Raw genomic sequence first — 14,870 nt, forward strand, 5'->3', positions numbered from 1 at the left:
ATGTATACAAACCCTATGCATCCTCATGGGCCACAAGGACATCACGGTCAAGTTCAACAAGGTCATCATGGACATCATGTTGTGTACCAAGCAGAACCTAATTGGCAGCACATGATGAAACAAAAGAGAGACCACGTCATGCATGCTCTTCATCCGCACATAGGCCGTAAGGTCCGCATCACCACGATCGATGGGCACACACATGAAGGGGTCATAATTAACGCAGACGGTCATCATGTTTATCTACACGTGGACCATCACGGACATCATCCTGGACATCACAGACCGATTTATACACCAGCGCAATATAACCAGATTATGACGCTCGTGCTCTTTGAATTATTAGTCATTCTTCTGCTTTCCTAAAACAAAAGCTCGCTCCTCAAGGCCTCAGTGCCAAGGGGGGTGAGCTTTTGTGTTTAAGACTGAATGAACCGTTCGTACGAAGCTTGACATTCGTTAAATAGCTTCTCCTCGTCTGCCCCGGTCAGCACTCCGTCCTTCACAACGACCCTGCCATTCACGATCGTATAATCAACGGCTCGTTTAAGTCCTACCGTCCCTAGCCAGGACTTGGCATCTGTGTGTGTGCCTACCGCGTCGATATGATCGACACGTACCATGAATAAGTCGGCAGATTTGCCTACCTCTAGAGAGCCAATATCGGTTCTGCCCAAGATCTCAGCTCCGCCTCTTGTTGCTACCTTTAATAAATCATAGCCGGTTGGCGCCTGAGCGCTGGATTGAAGTCTGTGCAGGAGATAGGAAACACGAAGCTCTTCAAGCAGATTCGAGCCATCATTTGAAGCACTACCGTCGACAGCTAAGCCGACTGGAATGCCCATCTCCAGCATTTCAGGGACTCTAGCAATGCCAGAGGAGAGTTTCATATTGGAAATCGGACAATGGGCAATGCCCGTCTTCGTTTGCGCGAGCAGCCTCATTTCGTCATCGTTGAAATGAATGCCATGCGCGTACCACACGTCGGAGCCTAGCCACCCCAAGCTCTCCATGTAGGCGAGCGGCCGCATGCCAAATCGTTCGAGCGTGTAGGCCTCCTCGTTCTTCGTCTCGGCGAGATGCGTGTGCAAGCGCACGCCTTTGGCTCTTGCAAGCTTCGCGGATTCCAGCAGAATATCTGCGGAAACACTGAACGGCGAGCAAGGAGCAAGTACGATCTGCCGCATTGAGCCTGCGCTGGCGTCGTGATAGCGGTCAATAAGCCGCTCACTATCCGCGAGGATCGTGCCGATGTCTTGCACGACACTCATCGGCGGCAATCCGCCTTGATCTTTGCCTAGCGTCATCGAACCGCGGGATGCAACGAAACGAATGCCCAAGCGATCCGCCGCTTCGAACTGTTTGTCGATGAAATGGGCGCTATTTCGCTCAGGAAATACATAATGATGGTCAAATACAGTCGTACAACCGTTTTTCATCAGGTCAGCAATACCTGTAAGAGAGCTGTGATAAACAGCATCCGGCGTAAGGCCTTTCCAGATCTCATACAGATAGCGAAGCCAGTCGAACAGCTCGAGCTTCTGCACCTGCGGCAGGTTGCGCGTAAACGTCTGGTACAAATGATGATGGACGTTAATGAGGCCAGGGTACACGAACATGTTCGATGCATCAATGATTTGCGTATTGGAATCCTTCGGAGATAGGCCCTTCCCCATCTCTACAATCTGATTTCCCTCAATGAGCAGGTCAGCCTGTTCTAACACGCGATCGCTCGCATCCACGGTTACAATAGCCTTGGCATTTCGAATCAAGATTGAACCCATTTTTTTCATCCTCCTCAAATAAAAATAGGGAACCAAAAAAATCCTAACCACAAACACAATATACACATATATTGTGTTCGTAGTTAGGATTTAGGTTCCCAGTAGAGCCCCCGAACCGAATTATCGAGGTTATACGAACTATGAAATTGTCGCAAAGCATTTGTTAAATTTAGGATCAGTATAGAGCAACAGGCAAGGAAACGTCAAGAGGCATCGCTGTCTGAAAATAACTCTGATGTTTTTTCAGAAAAGTGGAATAAGCTTCCCTAATAATGGATATATTATCAAAGCTGCGTTATTGATTTACAAGCTCTTCGGAACGAGTTGATTCCGCCGATGAGGAGCGCAGGCACAAATTATTGTTGGAGGTTTATGAACACATGGAAACAGGTACAGTGAAGTGGTTTAACGCAGAAAAAGGGTTTGGTTTTATCGAAATGGAAGGCGGTAATGACGTATTCGTTCATTTCAGCGCCATTACAGGAGAAGGTTTCAAAAGCTTGGATGAAGGCCAACGTGTTCAATTTGAAGTTGTTCAAGGTAACCGCGGACCGCAAGCTGAAAATGTAGTCAAGCTGTAGTCCTTCATCACATATTGCTTTAACTGCTTGCGCGTCAGCGTCTAACATGACAAGGAGGAGTTCATTTGTACTTTTCAAAAAAATCATTGGAACCAGTACCGGAAGAACAAACCAGCATCTGGACCTGCAGCACCGATCAGTGCTCTTGCTGGATGAGAGATAACTTTTCATTCGCCGATAGTCCCGCATGTCCGATTTGCAATTCATCCATGGTCAAGGATTTAAAGATGCTCCCCACCTTATCGAACACAAGCAGCAGGCGATGAATACGTGATCGTAAGAAAAAGCTCTCACCGACTTCTATTGGAGTTGTTGAGAGCTTTTTTATATTCACCTTATTGGGCTCTTCTGATAGATGCGCTCTTTCGCCACACAATCCGCATACTTCACACCTTCAGGTACGAACAGAATCGATTCCTTTTTACCTAATCCCAAATATCCGCCTGACGTCAGACTGCCATAAAAAAGACCGTGAACCTGCTTCTGCAGCTGATGATCGAAATAGATCAGAACATTTCTGCACAGAATGACGTGAAATTCGTTGAACGAGCCGTCCGTAACAAGATTGTGTTGGGCAAAGATCACATTTTCCTTCATGAGCGGTTGAAAATACGCATACAGATGATCTGTATCATAATACGCCGAAAATGCCTTCTTCCCGCCCGCTTCCAGATAATTCTTCGTGTAGGTCTGCATCTGCTTCAGCGGAAATGCTCCCCTCTGCGCAGTTTTAATCGCTCCCTGATTCATATCTGTGGCATAGATGGTCGTTCTCTCCGCCAAGCCCTCTTCTTCCATCAGAATGGCCATCGAATACACTTCTTCCCCCGTTGCACAGCCTGCATGCCAAATTCTGATTTCCGGGTAATTCCGAAGCATCGGCACGACCTCTTCTCGGAAAGCTCGAAAAAAGCTCGGATCTCGAAACATCTCCGTCACCCGAATCGACATGTCATTCAATAACACATCAACAAACCCAGGTTCATGCAGCGCTTTTTCTAAAAGAGAGGTGATTGTCGGCAATCTCTCCAAGCTCATCCGATTGAGTATGCGTCTGCGCAATGAGGAACGCACATACTGGCGGAAATCGAATCCATACATCTGAAACAAACCCTCTAGAAGTAGATTAATCTCGATCTTTTGCAGCTCATCGTACGGGAATTCTTCTATTTTCATGGAGGGTCTCCTAGTACTGTCAACAGTAAAAGTTATTCTTTTACTATATCACACAACATGACTAGAAAGAGTATTCAGATCGGAATTGGTGTTAAAAAGAATATGTCATTCAAAGCAACCTTAATCGGCCTTCGGATGGACCATCTCTTCCGGCCGGACGTAGCTGTCGAATTGCTCAGCTGTTAAGTAGCCGCTGCGCACCGCAGACTCCTTCAGTGTCAGCCCTTCCTTGTGAGCTTGCTTCGCAATACTGGCTGCCTTCTCATACCCGATATACGGGTTGAGGGCTGTAACCAGCATGAGCGATTGTTCTAGATTGCGCTGAATCACCGCACGATTCGGCTCCATCCCTGCGAGGCAATGGTCGTTGAACGAGCGCATGCTATCGGCCAGCAGCCGCACGGACTGCAGGAAGCCCAGGATGATCACGGGCTTGAACACATTCAGCTCGAAATTGCCTTGGCTGGCGGCGAAGCCGATGGCTGCATCGTTGCCCATGACCTGGCATACGACCATCGTCATCGCTTCGCATTGTGTGGGGTTGACCTTGCCCGGCATAATCGAGCTGCCGGGCTCGTTCTCCGGAATCGTGATTTCACCGATTCCGCAGCGGGGGCCGCTCGATAGCCAGCGAACATCGTTGGCTATCTTCATTAAGTTCGCCGCCAGCGCCTTCAGCGCGCCGTGGGCGTAAACGATCTGATCATGGCTGGTCAGCGCATGATATTTGTTCTCGGCCGAGACGAAGCGTGTGCCCGTCTCGCGAGTCAGCACTTCGGCGACGCGGGCGCCGAACTCGGGATGCGCGTTCAGCCCCGTGCCGACGGCGGTGCCGCCGATCGCGAGCTCGCGCATCGTATCGACGGCGCTGCGCACCATGCGCGCCGTCATGTCCAGCATCGCCCACCACCCGCTGATCTCCTGCCCCAGCGTCAGCGGGGTAGCGTCCTGCAGGTGGGTGCGGCCGATCTTGACGATGTCGGCGAAGGCCGACATCTTGGTGTACAGCGTTGCCTGCAGCAGCTCCAGCGCAGGCAGCAGCTCTTGCTCTACCGCGATGACACCGGCCACGTGCATCGCGGTCGGGAACGTATCGTTCGAGCTCTGCGAACGATTCACATCATCGTTGGGATGAATGCGCTGAGCGCCATCCCCGAGCAGTTCGCTGCCTCGGCGGGCGATCACCTCGTTGACGTTCATGTTCGACTGCGTCCCGCTGCCCGTCTGCCAGACGACGAGCGGGAACTCGTCGTTCCAGCGGCCTTGTACGATTTCGTCGGCCGCTTGCGCGATCGCCTCCGACTTCTCTGGCGGCAACCCGCCGAGGTCGCGGTTGACATGAGCGGCAGCTTTTTTGAGCAGCGCGAAGGCGCTTATTAATCTTGGCGGCATACGCTCCGTGCCGATTTTGAAATTTTCGAAGCTGCGCTGAGTCTGAGCCCCCCATAACTTATCCACAGGTACTCTGATTTCCCCCATGGTATCACGTTCTATCCGATATTCTTCCGTCATACATGCCCTCCTTGGTCAGTCCAAACTACATCATCATTACTTCGTTCACACGAATAACCCCACGTTGGTAAGCGTAAACACGCCTCGCATAGTTTCCCCCATAATTGGTGTGTTATGAGCCGCATCTGGTTATCCTACTAGCGGGCGAGCTATAATGGTGAATATTGGCCTACCACTGCCAATGCTAAGTTGTATTTGGTACAACTTTTATGCTTAATATTATGCTTTATTGGTACTACAACAAAACAAAAGGAGATTTACATATGGAAACAAAGCTAGCTATCATCGTCCGCTCCACAGAGATTGATGTGAATGGGCATGTGAATAATGCCAAATATTTGGAGTATCTCGAATGGGGGCGTGAGGAATGGTATGAGGCCTGTGCGCTATCTTACGAGACTTTTGGTTCGCTCGGTATTCAAACCGTGACGGTGAACATCAACATTAACTACCGAAAAGAGTGCAAGCAAGGCGACCATTTAACCGTCAGCTGCCGACCTGAGAAGATAGGCCGCTCAAGCTATGTGCTGCAACAAGAGATCCGCAATGGGCAAGGTGAGCTGTGCGCTGATGCGCTCGTCACGAGTGTAACGATGGACAGTGTGGCGCGTACAAGCCGGGAGGCCCCGGCGGAGTTAAGGAAGTATTTTGCCTAAGTAGCTCGCAGCCTAACAGTAGTTTGCTCTATCTATTTACTCTATCTATTTACTCTATCTATTTACTCTATCGGTTATCGGTTATTCACCTGCACTCTCATAAGCTATAGCATTGTTGAAGGACGTGTGATCGGACAATGACCAAGAGGCGGCGCATCAGGTACAAATTCGACCAGCTTCCGCATGAAATAACACGATTCAGGAAAATTCTCAGGGTCACAGCGACCCTTCATATAGAGCAGAAGGACAATCGTACGTGACTCACTTCCGATAACAAATTGCTCCATGACCAGATTTTCGCTTTTAATGCGCTGACGGATTAACGACAAGTTCGTCCATACATCTTCTACGAAGGATTCTTTCGGACCTCGAATCACTTTCTCATTCTCAGAAACGCTAATACCACGCTTCACTTTTTGAGAAAATGGGAACAACAACCCTGACATCTCGCCAGAAATGCATAGCAAGGCATCCCCGTTCAATAAGCCCTCCAGTGCTTCTTCTGGCGTCTGTGCTTGGATGTAATTATGCATCCTATGGTGAAACTATTGGAAATTTATACATATACATCTCACATATTATCTGTGGATAACTTTTGGCCAATCGGTGTTGGGAGTCCGTCCATGCTCGTCATGTTTTTCGCTTGCCAGTAGTCAAGCAGTCCTTCATCACCTTGCTTGGTCGCCCAGTTCTGCAGCGTTTTCCGTTCACCCTCATAGGTATAAAAAGGAATGCTGTAGCCGCAAGACGACTTCACCTCATGGATATCTACGACCATGATCTGTCGCACACCTGGCAGCAACTCGAACTTAGGCGCCAGCCGATCCCACTCGTCAGAGTCAGGCAATACAACGCTGCCTTTGCCATACAGCCTTATAATTTGAGGTGGTCCTTCGATGGCCATGAACATGATGGTGATGCGGCCATTTTCCGCTAGATGCGCGCTGGTTTCATTTCCGCTCCCCGTTAGGTCTAAATATGCCACTTTATTTACCGATAGAACCCGCAGTACGTCATGCCCCTTTGGCGAAATATTGACATGCCCTTCCGCAGATAACGGTGCTGATCCAACGAAAAATATATGCTGCTTGGCGATAAACGCCTCATGCTCCGGTAGTAGAGCTTCGAATGATTTTCCCATATCGCACTCACCCTCTTTCCATTTTCTTCTATTATGTGCTCCTCCCCCCTATTTGTGAAATATGTATTTGATGCACTCTTGATAGGAAATTCCTATAACAAAACCATTCATAAGTAATTTTCCATACTTTGCATAGTTTCGGATAAGCCGAGGGATACTTATTTAGTGAATCTTAGAGGAGGTGATTGTACCATGTCAACGACCAATAGTAACGACGACGTAGTGAGTCATGCGATTAATGCTGCTGAGGCGAATGCCGAAGACAGCCAATCGAAGCAACAGGTAGAGGAATTGTCTTCTATGCTGCAAAGTGCAACAACGAATGACAGCGAGAACGAGGAAACCTCCTCACAGGAATAATCCGCTTCAGTTCCACAGCATAAAGGGCCTCCGTCGATGCAAATATGGCATCCCAGCCTACATGAAAAAGAGCTTTCCCCTCGTTTAAACGCGATGAAGGGAGAGCTCTTTTTCTTTTTCATGGTAATTCTATGCCAATCGTTGAACCAAACGCCCATCTTTCGAATATGGTGTAGCAAAAACGTAGGGATGATGAATCATGAACGACTTGGATTTGGAGCACCAACCCGTAAGCATACAAACGTATAAGGTGCTGAAGGACAAATTAAATCTGTTGTACCCCGCTGTTATTCATTTGAGCCCTCCCATGGTGCAGCATAAAATCAACACAACGATTGTAGATGCCGTGAATAAGCAACTGCATGATCAGGGATACCCGCAAAACCCCATGACCGATGTGACGGCTTATTATGAAATCAAAACGAATGAACGCCGTGTTCTTAGTTTGTCGTTGATCAATTATGCTTTTTCGGGTGGAGCCCATGGACTCACGATTCAAAATTCGTTGACCTTCAGCACGGAAACAGGCAAAAGCTATACGCTGAAGGAATTATTCAAACCAGGCAGCGATTACGTTGCTAAGCTTAGTGCCATTATTTCAGCTGAACTCCAGCTGCGTGATATTCCTTTGTTGGTTGAATTTAAAGGCATTCGTCCTGATCAGGATTTCTATGTTGCGGATAAATCGCTGGTAGTTTATTTTCAAGTCTATGAGCTAGCCGCTTATGTGTACGGGTTCCTCTATTTCCCGATTTCGGTGTATGCGCTGCAGGATATCATTGCAGAGGATGGTCCTCTTGGTGCGATGATGTACTAAAGACAAGCTAGACGCAAACGATAATCTGTCGGCTGAAGTTACCTTTGTTCACCGTACAGCGTGAATCGATGTGAAAGCCTGCTTCGGTCAAAAGCAAGTCGATCTGCTCTGTCGTTACAATAACCGCGCGCCGCGCTAACCGGCGGGCGGTTTGCAGCATGTCCAGCTTCTCTGCCTCCGGAAGGACAGAGCATAGGTTGTAAGGCATGTCCAGAATAAGCGCATCGTAGATGCGCTGCGGACTACCTTGCAAGGCGTCTTCCGTATGCGGAACGAGCGTCCGCATGTCTGCGATCTGGACCACATCCGGCATGCCGAAATGGTCCAGATTCACCCGCGCGCCGCGCACGGCCAGCGGGTTGATGTCGTAGCCCACAATGTCGATCCCCATCGACATCGCCTCCACCAGCACCGTGCCGATGCCGCAGCACGGGTCAATGACCCGCGTGCCCGCCACCTCGGGCACGGCAATGTTCACCACCGCCCGCGCGAGGCGCGTGCCTAGGGCGGTGGAGTAGTTCTGCGGCTTCTGCTGATGCTGAAGCCACACCGCTTCGCCGTAGCTGCCCTCGCCGAACAACCACCGGCCTCCCAGCTCCGTCACGGCGAAATATTGCTCAGGCCTGCGCATCTCGGCCTTGCCGCGCAGCCCAAGACCCAGTTCGCGCTCGACGCTCCGCTGGCGGTCATAATCGACCGCCGTGTCCGTCTCCGCGAACACAACCTTGAACGTTGCCCCTCGCACGGTCAATGTGCTTAACTGTGAGGCCAGCGCAGGCAGGCTGTCGGCCTCATAAGCAACATCCATCCGCATCTTCAGAAACGGGCTGCGGCTCGGTTCAACCTTACGAGCGCTGACGGCGTAGCGCGCACCAATAACAGCGTCTGCGCCCAGCAACGTGCGCAGCTCTAACTGACACAAAGCCTGCTCATCTTCATGGCAGGCAAATACATAGATATGTTTCATCCTCGATCCCTCACTCTTTCCCACATTAAGCAAACTCCTGAATAACCTGCTTCATGAACGTATCCATCGTTTTACACAAGAACATATCCTTCCGATACACAATCCCCACTTCCTTCTGCGGAATGGGAGCGATGATCGGGATCGCACAAAGCTGCTGCTCATGCATCTGACCGCCCATGCTCTCCACATACGATTGAGGCAAAATTGCCCCGCACACGTGGTTCTTAGCCATCTGCAGCAGAGACTCCAGTGTCGACAGCTCCACAATGGGCTTCCAGGCAAGTCCATTCTGGGCACAGCAATCGTCCATCATTTGGCGAACGTAGAACTTCTGCTGCAGCATCGCAATCGGAATCTCTGTGAGCTCCGCCAACCGAATCTCCTTCACCTGCTCGTAGGCAAATGGATGCTGAGCCGAAACTACCAGTTGAAGCTTCTCCTGATACAACGGAATACACTTCAATTGCTCATCCTCTTCCGGCAAAAACACAACACCCACATCGAGCTCGTTGCTGAGCAGCTTTTCTTTGGTCTCTTCGGTGGCCAACTCCATCACGGAAAGCTCGATTTTGGGATATTTCGCATGAAACGTCATAATCGTCGCCGTCAGCAAATGATTCCCCGAACAGCCGATTCGCAGCCGTCCTCTCTGCATCCCTTGGAGCTCATTCATCGCCATTTGCGCCTGCTCCAGCTCATGAAAAATGTTTCGACTATGCTTGCGCAGAATCTCGCCCGCTTCCGTCACATAAATCTTTTTGCCGATGCGCTGAAAAAGAGGTGAACCCACCCGATCCTCCAACAATCGGATCTGTTGACTGAGTGTAGGCTGGCTGATTCCCAGCTTCTCCGCTGCTTTGGTGAAGTGCAGCTCCTCACACACCGCCAAAAAATACACCAACAACCGATAATCCACCTGACACTCTCCGATCATAGTTATTAACTATGATAGTAATTGATAAATCGCAATTGATCAATGATTGCAAATTTTCTATAGTTAAGGGTAATAGATTTACGGAACCCTCCATATGAAAGGCGGCGTATCACATGTACGGAAGCATTCGAATAGAACCTAATCACAACGGCAAAACCATGCCCAATTTAGACGAGAATCTCGGGTTTGGGAAGCATTTTACGAGTCATATGTTTATGATGGATTACGAAGAAGGCCAGGGCTGGCACGATCCACGCATCGTTCCTTATGGTCCGATCTCGCATGATCCTGCGGCGATGGTTTTTCACTATGGGCAAGCGGTTTTCGAGGGTATGAAGGCTTTTCGCACCGAGAGTGATGAGATTATGTTGTTCCGACCTGATCAAAACGCGAAGCGCTTGAACCGCTCCAGTGAACGACTCAGCATCCCGCAAATGGACGAAGCATTCATTGTCAGTGCTATTCAGGCGCTAGTTCGTGTCGATGCTGCCTGGGTACCGAAGAAGAAAGGCTCATCCCTTTACATCCGCCCCTTCGTCATTGCTACGGAAGCAGCCTTAGGTGTGCGCCCTGCTACGCACTATTCGTTCCTTATCATTATGTCGCCGGTCGATGCTTACTATGAGGAAGGGCTGAAGCCGGTTAACATCCTTGTCGAGAGCCATTATGCACGTTCTGTTCAAGGTGGAACCGGTGTCGCCAAAGCAGCGGGCAATTACGCAGGCAGCCTGAAGGCGCAAACACTTGCCAAAGAGCATAACTGTGCGCAGGTGCTCTGGCTCGATGCGATCGAGAAGAAATATTTGGAAGAAGTCGGCAGTATGAACGTCTTTTTCAAAATCAACGGAGAAGTTGTCACGCCTAGCCTTAGCGGCAGCATTCTGGAGGGTATCACACGTGGTAGCATTATCCACCTGCTCAAAGAATGGGGTATTCCGGTGTCCGAGCGTAAAATTTCGATCGATGACATTGTTAGGGCCCATGCGAATGGGTCGCTGGAAGAGGCTTTTGGCACAGGAACCGCAGCGGTTGTCTCGCCAATCGGCAGCCTGTTGTGGAACGGTACATCTATGGTGATTAACCAGGGGAAAACGGGTGAATTGGTGGAACGTCTGTACACGACCATCACGGGTATTCAAAGCGGCAAGCTGCCGGACACGTTTGGCTGGTTACTGTCGGTTTAGGCGGCAGTGACGGGTACATTCGCGTAAATAGTGCTCAATCGAGGGAATAGTGGTGGTCAACCACACTTAATCTCACAAAAACCAGCTTCACATCCGAATTAGCGGTGGTTCACCCCTCTTATTTCCTTCGTTTGCGCTTATATGCCGCTCAATTCGATGGAATAGCGGTGGTCAACCACCCTTATTTTCACCAAAAAGAGCTTCACATCCGAAATAGCAGTGGTTCACCACCCTTATTTCCCGCTCTCGCCATCATCGTCCTTCGCTTTTCCCTGCTCCTCCACAACATGACCATCAATATCGATAATATCCTTGCTGCTAACTGCATCATCCCCGAGGAAATCCCTCAGCTTGTTCTTCGCTTTACGTCTAACCTCGTCATCGATGCTCTTCGAAACTGCCGCTAAGGCAAAGCCTAGCGCACTTAAATCATCGACATACCCCACAACTGGCAGCAAATCGGGGATTAGATCCAGCGGCAAAATGAGGTACCCGAGGGTCCCATAGATTTGAACCTTCGCGCGGAGCGGTGTTTTCGGACTTTCCAACGCATAAAATAGCAGCAACCCGCTATAAATCACTTTACTGCCGGCTTTCTTGGCACCCTTTTTCAGCTTGGACCAGAAGCCCTCAATAGAGAAGTATTTCTCATATTTGGAAGGATTCATTTCATGATCACTCCATTCATTTCATCTACCTATGTATATCCACTATTTTACACCTATCTGCCACATAAAGTCTTGGTTTCGGCTTACTTCTTATTGTTATGCTCTATTTGATTATAGTTAATCGGCTTCTGGCAACAATGGTTAAAAAATGGAGGTGCATAGTTGTGGCAGAAATTAAAGTTCTAGATAATGGTCCCCTGCTCGCAAGTGGCGTTACGTTAATGGATGGCGAAGGAAAACCAATGGAATCGAAAGATCAGATCTATCTGTGTCGTTGTGGGCTCTCATCTAACAAACCATATTGCAGCGGTGCTCATAAGGGGAAATTTGAAAGTCAGGTTCGCGCCTAATCCACGCTAGGATACTATAACCTATCTATAACCTAAAGGGTTGTTCTCAAGCAGATTTATCTACTTGTGGAACAACCCTTTTAACTCTTTTCCAACATACCATGACTCACAGTTCCTCTCAATCCCCTAAGAACGTGGCAACAACTTCTTCGATGTAAATGTCTTGCTCCCCACTATAATAATTTGCAACGTCATCCTTCAGTTCCTGAACTCTAGGATCGCTTATGAATGTCTCCAAGGCTTCTTTCGTTTCAAAATACAAACTGAAAATAAACGAATACGCAGGTGTAGTTCCGTCTGCTGAAGATAGGACCTTTTTGACCTCATACTTGGAGGCCCCCATCTCTAGCACGGTCTTTCGGGATAGCAATGCAACATGTTTATTCAAATAGTAATTCTCATCAAAAGGGATACCTTGTTTGTAGTGAAACGTTAATACCAGCATGCGCTCAGCTCCTTAATGGGGATATGAGCATGATAAACGATGACACTAGCGATAGAGTCAACAGAAAATAATCCCGATGTCCCTCTCCTAGGCTTGCTCGGGGCTAGCTTATACCGATTAGTTGCAGCAAATAAAAAACTCCAAGCCAAAAAGGACATTCTGTAATTCGCCAGCAGTGCTAGCCTGAATGTCCTCTGTTCACCGTATATCTTCGCTAGACGCCTTACATTAACCTACTGCACCATGCTCCCTGAGAACGTCAATCACCGCAGTATGTCCTTGCTCTTTGGCCAGATCAATTGCATAAACGCCGTCCACTGTCTTCACATTTACATCCGCACCATATTCGAGCAATAACCCAATAATCTGTGTACTATCCTTATGGAAAGCGGCCACATGTAAAGAGGTATGCCCATTGCTATCCATAATGGCCGTCTTCGCACGGTGAGCGAGCAGCAGCGCAATAACTTCCAGGCTCCGCTCACCTGCAATAGCTGCGTGTAAGGCCGTATTGGAAGGGATATAGCTGACTTTGGAGTGAGATAAGGCATTCACATCAGCTCCATTTTCCAGAAGCAGCTTGACCACTTCTCCCTTACCGAAATGTGCCGCGAAGCCTAAAAGGGTAAGTCCATCGCTGTTTTCCGCATTGGCGAGCGAAAGATCCGCATCCAGCAAATCCCTTACGCGACTTACGTCGCCGGTGCGAGCTGCTGTAAAAATGTCGTTGATCATGTAGGGGGGGCCTCCTCTAACTTTTATGTTATTTCAATTCGGCAAAAATTCAGCGATTCCCTTTTTTACATTCTAGGTTAGATGGCCCTTTTCCCTCTCCACTCCGAACACAACCGTCCCCAGTTACGCATCAAGCCATCTACCGCTAAACCAAATGGGTTTATCACCTCTTCGGCCGACTTCTAACCTCTTTCAGATAACTAAGAACATTCCGCTCTTCCGAGTAAACGTATTCAAAATTTAGCCGAGCAGCGACCTCCTTGGCCGTTTCACGAAACAGGTCGCACATCGCAAAAAGGGCATCCCAGATGTTATCGTAATCAGTATCCGAATAGGTTGCCAAATAAGCTTGCCATTCTTCTGTGGTCAGATGCTCTTTGATGTACTTTCCACATTTGCTCGCACTCATCGTAAAATCAGAACGCATCCCAATTTTCCACTCGATCATCTGGATGAGGACATTGCGGTTGATTTGCTCGTACATATACATAACATAGGTCAACTCTTCGCGCCAAAGCCCTTTTGCTATGTTCAAACAGATCCACCAGAACTCATTGCAGCCTCCTTGAAATTTCTTCTCCGATGGCCTGCGGATATGGTAGTCTCTATCGCTCGCCGCGGGGAACGGCCCTACTGTACCGTCTTTATCTAAAATCAGCTCGCTTAGACTATCCGGCTCAAGAAGTTGATGCCGCTGTGCTAGAGGAATTAATGTCAGATCGATCCGATTCCCATCTTGGAATTGCATGAGGTATACGATACGTTCCGTTGGCTCCGATGGATACATTTCATTTTCATCCGGCATTTGCATGATGAGCCGCTCTCCAAAATGATCGATCCAGCTGGGATCCGTACGGAATGAGTCCGTTTCCTGCACGAAATAGACGATATCGTAATCCTGAAAATCATCCCGCGGCACATTAGGATTCGTACGCGATCCATTCATCATTACCGCACGTATTCGCTCATCATGCCTTGCTGTATCTAGAATTAAGGACATCATTTCTTGTTCATTACGCATAGTCATCTACCCTTTCGAGTCATTTGAGTACGATACATCTATTCCCGCCTTGGAACCATGACAGATCCGCGGTTGTTAACTTCTCCAACTCCAACTCAAGCGTTTCAATTTCTTGAATGCCCCCGCCATACCAAATCGCCCACAGTTCAATGGGACTCGCAAGCGGGTACAGATTATTCAAATAGGCTAAAAGCCGTTCCCTACACGCCGTATCCCAACTCCCGCCGATCCAATAGACATAAGGCTTGCTTATATATACATCTAGCCGATATGGTGGATTCTTGCATTCGGCAATTTGTAGTCCTTCCATATCCGATTCCGCGCCTGCATACCATACATCCAGCTCATCATCTAATTCATCCCAAGGCAACGCTCCCGTAGGGAGCGGATCCATCTTTTTGATGTCTTTTACCTTCATCCTCACAAGCCCTCTAAGATCGAGCACCGGCAGCGGCTGCTCCGCGGCGATAAAGTAAAATTCGCTCATTCGTCACCCTCCTATTTCCCATATTGTCCCAATATATCATATACGCGCAGCC

The 14,870-nt window shown here is 48.8% G+C and carries 21 protein-coding genes and 1 riboswitch; of the genes, 9 read left to right on the forward strand and 12 right to left on the reverse strand.

Annotated elements, in window-relative coordinates; translation table 11 throughout:
• Positions 1-366, forward strand: coding sequence for a hypothetical protein (locus tag AC58P7_RS28620; RefSeq protein ID WP_497349105.1), 366 nt, complete (start codon positions 1-3; stop codon positions 364-366).
• 53 nt (positions 367-419) lie between these two features.
• Here AC58P7_RS28620 and AC58P7_RS28625 read toward each other — a convergent pair whose 3' ends face one another.
• On the reverse strand, positions 420-1,784 hold the full coding sequence (locus AC58P7_RS28625; RefSeq protein WP_497349107.1) for an 8-oxoguanine deaminase: 1,365 nt from the start codon (positions 1,782-1,784) through the stop codon (positions 420-422).
• Between the two features lie 60 nt (positions 1,785-1,844).
• A riboswitch (purine riboswitch) is annotated at positions 1,845-1,941 on the reverse strand.
• A 223-nt stretch (positions 1,942-2,164) separates the two neighbouring features.
• Here AC58P7_RS28625 and AC58P7_RS28630 point away from each other — a divergent pair.
• Both AC58P7_RS28630 and AC58P7_RS28635 read left to right on the forward strand, forming a co-directional pair.
• Entirely contained in the window at positions 2,165-2,365 is a 201-nt protein-coding gene (locus AC58P7_RS28630) for a cold-shock protein (RefSeq protein WP_028555458.1), read from the forward strand.
• Positions 2,366-2,451: 86 nt separating this feature from the next.
• Positions 2,452-2,631, forward strand: coding sequence for a cold-shock protein (locus AC58P7_RS28635; RefSeq protein ID WP_497349165.1), 180 nt, complete (start codon positions 2,452-2,454; stop codon positions 2,629-2,631).
• A 64-nt stretch (positions 2,632-2,695) separates the two neighbouring features.
• Here AC58P7_RS28635 and AC58P7_RS28640 read toward each other — a convergent pair whose 3' ends face one another.
• Both AC58P7_RS28640 and fumC read right to left on the reverse strand, forming a co-directional pair.
• Positions 2,696-3,541 carry a CheR family methyltransferase gene (locus tag AC58P7_RS28640; RefSeq protein WP_497349109.1) on the reverse strand — a complete coding sequence of 282 codons (846 nt, stop codon included), beginning with the start codon at positions 3,539-3,541 and terminating at the stop codon, positions 2,696-2,698.
• Between the two features lie 120 nt (positions 3,542-3,661).
• On the reverse strand, positions 3,662-5,053 hold the full coding sequence (gene fumC / locus AC58P7_RS28645) for a class II fumarate hydratase (RefSeq protein ID WP_497349110.1): 1,392 nt from the start codon (positions 5,051-5,053) through the stop codon (positions 3,662-3,664).
• Between the two features lie 263 nt (positions 5,054-5,316).
• Between fumC and AC58P7_RS28650 the strand changes: the two genes are divergently transcribed.
• Positions 5,317-5,709: an acyl-CoA thioesterase gene (locus AC58P7_RS28650; RefSeq protein WP_497349112.1), complete on the forward strand. Its 393-nt coding sequence runs from the start codon at positions 5,317-5,319 to the stop codon at positions 5,707-5,709.
• Positions 5,710-5,813: 104 nt separating this feature from the next.
• Here AC58P7_RS28650 and AC58P7_RS28655 read toward each other — a convergent pair whose 3' ends face one another.
• Together AC58P7_RS28655 and AC58P7_RS28660 are read right to left on the reverse strand one after the other, a co-directional pair.
• Positions 5,814-6,242, reverse strand: a complete 429-nt coding sequence (locus AC58P7_RS28655) for a spore germination protein (RefSeq protein ID WP_497349114.1) — start codon at positions 6,240-6,242, stop codon at positions 5,814-5,816.
• Positions 6,243-6,280: 38 nt separating this feature from the next.
• A complete protein-coding gene (locus tag AC58P7_RS28660; protein ID WP_497349116.1) occupies positions 6,281-6,850 on the reverse strand; it encodes a pyridoxamine 5'-phosphate oxidase family protein in 570 nt (189 codons plus the stop codon).
• A 192-nt stretch (positions 6,851-7,042) separates the two neighbouring features.
• On the opposite strand from AC58P7_RS28660, the gene AC58P7_RS28665 reads away from it, so the two are divergent.
• Together AC58P7_RS28665 and AC58P7_RS28670 are read left to right on the forward strand one after the other, a co-directional pair.
• Positions 7,043-7,210, forward strand: coding sequence for a hypothetical protein (locus AC58P7_RS28665; RefSeq protein WP_497349118.1), 168 nt, complete (start codon positions 7,043-7,045; stop codon positions 7,208-7,210).
• A 199-nt stretch (positions 7,211-7,409) separates the two neighbouring features.
• A complete protein-coding gene (locus tag AC58P7_RS28670) occupies positions 7,410-8,027 on the forward strand; it encodes a DUF3298 and DUF4163 domain-containing protein (RefSeq protein WP_497349120.1) in 618 nt (205 codons plus the stop codon).
• A gap of 7 nt (positions 8,028-8,034) precedes the next feature.
• Here the strand turns inward: AC58P7_RS28670 and AC58P7_RS28675 are convergent, their stop codons facing one another.
• Together AC58P7_RS28675 and AC58P7_RS28680 are read right to left on the reverse strand one after the other, a co-directional pair.
• Positions 8,035-8,994, reverse strand: coding sequence for a TRM11 family SAM-dependent methyltransferase (locus tag AC58P7_RS28675; protein ID WP_497349122.1), 960 nt, complete (start codon positions 8,992-8,994; stop codon positions 8,035-8,037).
• A gap of 25 nt (positions 8,995-9,019) precedes the next feature.
• Positions 9,020-9,910 carry a LysR family transcriptional regulator gene (locus AC58P7_RS28680; RefSeq protein ID WP_497349124.1) on the reverse strand — a complete coding sequence of 297 codons (891 nt, stop codon included), beginning with the start codon at positions 9,908-9,910 and terminating at the stop codon, positions 9,020-9,022.
• A 131-nt stretch (positions 9,911-10,041) separates the two neighbouring features.
• Here AC58P7_RS28680 and AC58P7_RS28685 point away from each other — a divergent pair, with 131 nt between their 5' ends.
• The gene (locus AC58P7_RS28685; RefSeq protein WP_497349126.1) at positions 10,042-11,112 is read left to right on the forward strand and encodes a branched-chain amino acid aminotransferase; all 1,071 of its coding nucleotides are present in this window, start codon (positions 10,042-10,044) and stop codon (positions 11,110-11,112) included.
• Positions 11,113-11,345: 233 nt separating this feature from the next.
• On the opposite strand, the gene AC58P7_RS28690 is transcribed toward AC58P7_RS28685, so the two are convergent.
• On the reverse strand, positions 11,346-11,780 hold the full coding sequence (locus tag AC58P7_RS28690) for a YkvA family protein (RefSeq protein WP_497349128.1): 435 nt from the start codon (positions 11,778-11,780) through the stop codon (positions 11,346-11,348).
• Positions 11,781-11,938: 158 nt separating this feature from the next.
• On the opposite strand from AC58P7_RS28690, the gene AC58P7_RS28695 reads away from it, so the two are divergent.
• Positions 11,939-12,130 carry a CDGSH iron-sulfur domain-containing protein gene (locus tag AC58P7_RS28695; protein ID WP_497349167.1) on the forward strand — a complete coding sequence of 64 codons (192 nt, stop codon included), beginning with the start codon at positions 11,939-11,941 and terminating at the stop codon, positions 12,128-12,130.
• Positions 12,131-12,248: 118 nt separating this feature from the next.
• Here the strand turns inward: AC58P7_RS28695 and AC58P7_RS28700 are convergent, their stop codons facing one another.
• On the reverse strand, positions 12,249-12,575 hold the full coding sequence (locus AC58P7_RS28700; protein WP_497349130.1) for an EthD family reductase: 327 nt from the start codon (positions 12,573-12,575) through the stop codon (positions 12,249-12,251).
• A gap of 39 nt (positions 12,576-12,614) precedes the next feature.
• On the opposite strand from AC58P7_RS28700, the gene AC58P7_RS28705 reads away from it, so the two are divergent.
• Complete coding sequence (locus AC58P7_RS28705; RefSeq protein WP_497349132.1) at positions 12,615-12,740, forward strand: hypothetical protein; 126 nt, start codon at positions 12,615-12,617, stop codon at positions 12,738-12,740.
• A gap of 63 nt (positions 12,741-12,803) precedes the next feature.
• Here AC58P7_RS28705 and AC58P7_RS28710 read toward each other — a convergent pair whose 3' ends face one another.
• The 3 genes from AC58P7_RS28710 to AC58P7_RS28720 form a co-directional block, all read right to left on the reverse strand.
• A complete protein-coding gene (locus AC58P7_RS28710; RefSeq protein WP_497349134.1) occupies positions 12,804-13,310 on the reverse strand; it encodes an ankyrin repeat domain-containing protein in 507 nt (168 codons plus the stop codon).
• A gap of 163 nt (positions 13,311-13,473) precedes the next feature.
• Positions 13,474-14,331: an aminoglycoside 6-adenylyltransferase gene (locus tag AC58P7_RS28715; RefSeq protein WP_497349136.1), complete on the reverse strand. Its 858-nt coding sequence runs from the start codon at positions 14,329-14,331 to the stop codon at positions 13,474-13,476.
• Positions 14,332-14,350: 19 nt separating this feature from the next.
• Positions 14,351-14,818 (reverse strand): hypothetical protein, encoded by a 468-nt coding sequence (locus AC58P7_RS28720; RefSeq protein ID WP_497349138.1) that lies wholly within the window; start codon positions 14,816-14,818, stop codon positions 14,351-14,353.
• Positions 14,819-14,870: the final 52 nt, after the last annotated feature.

The sequence above is a fragment of the Paenibacillus sp. J22FR5 genome (assembly GCF_059691975.1).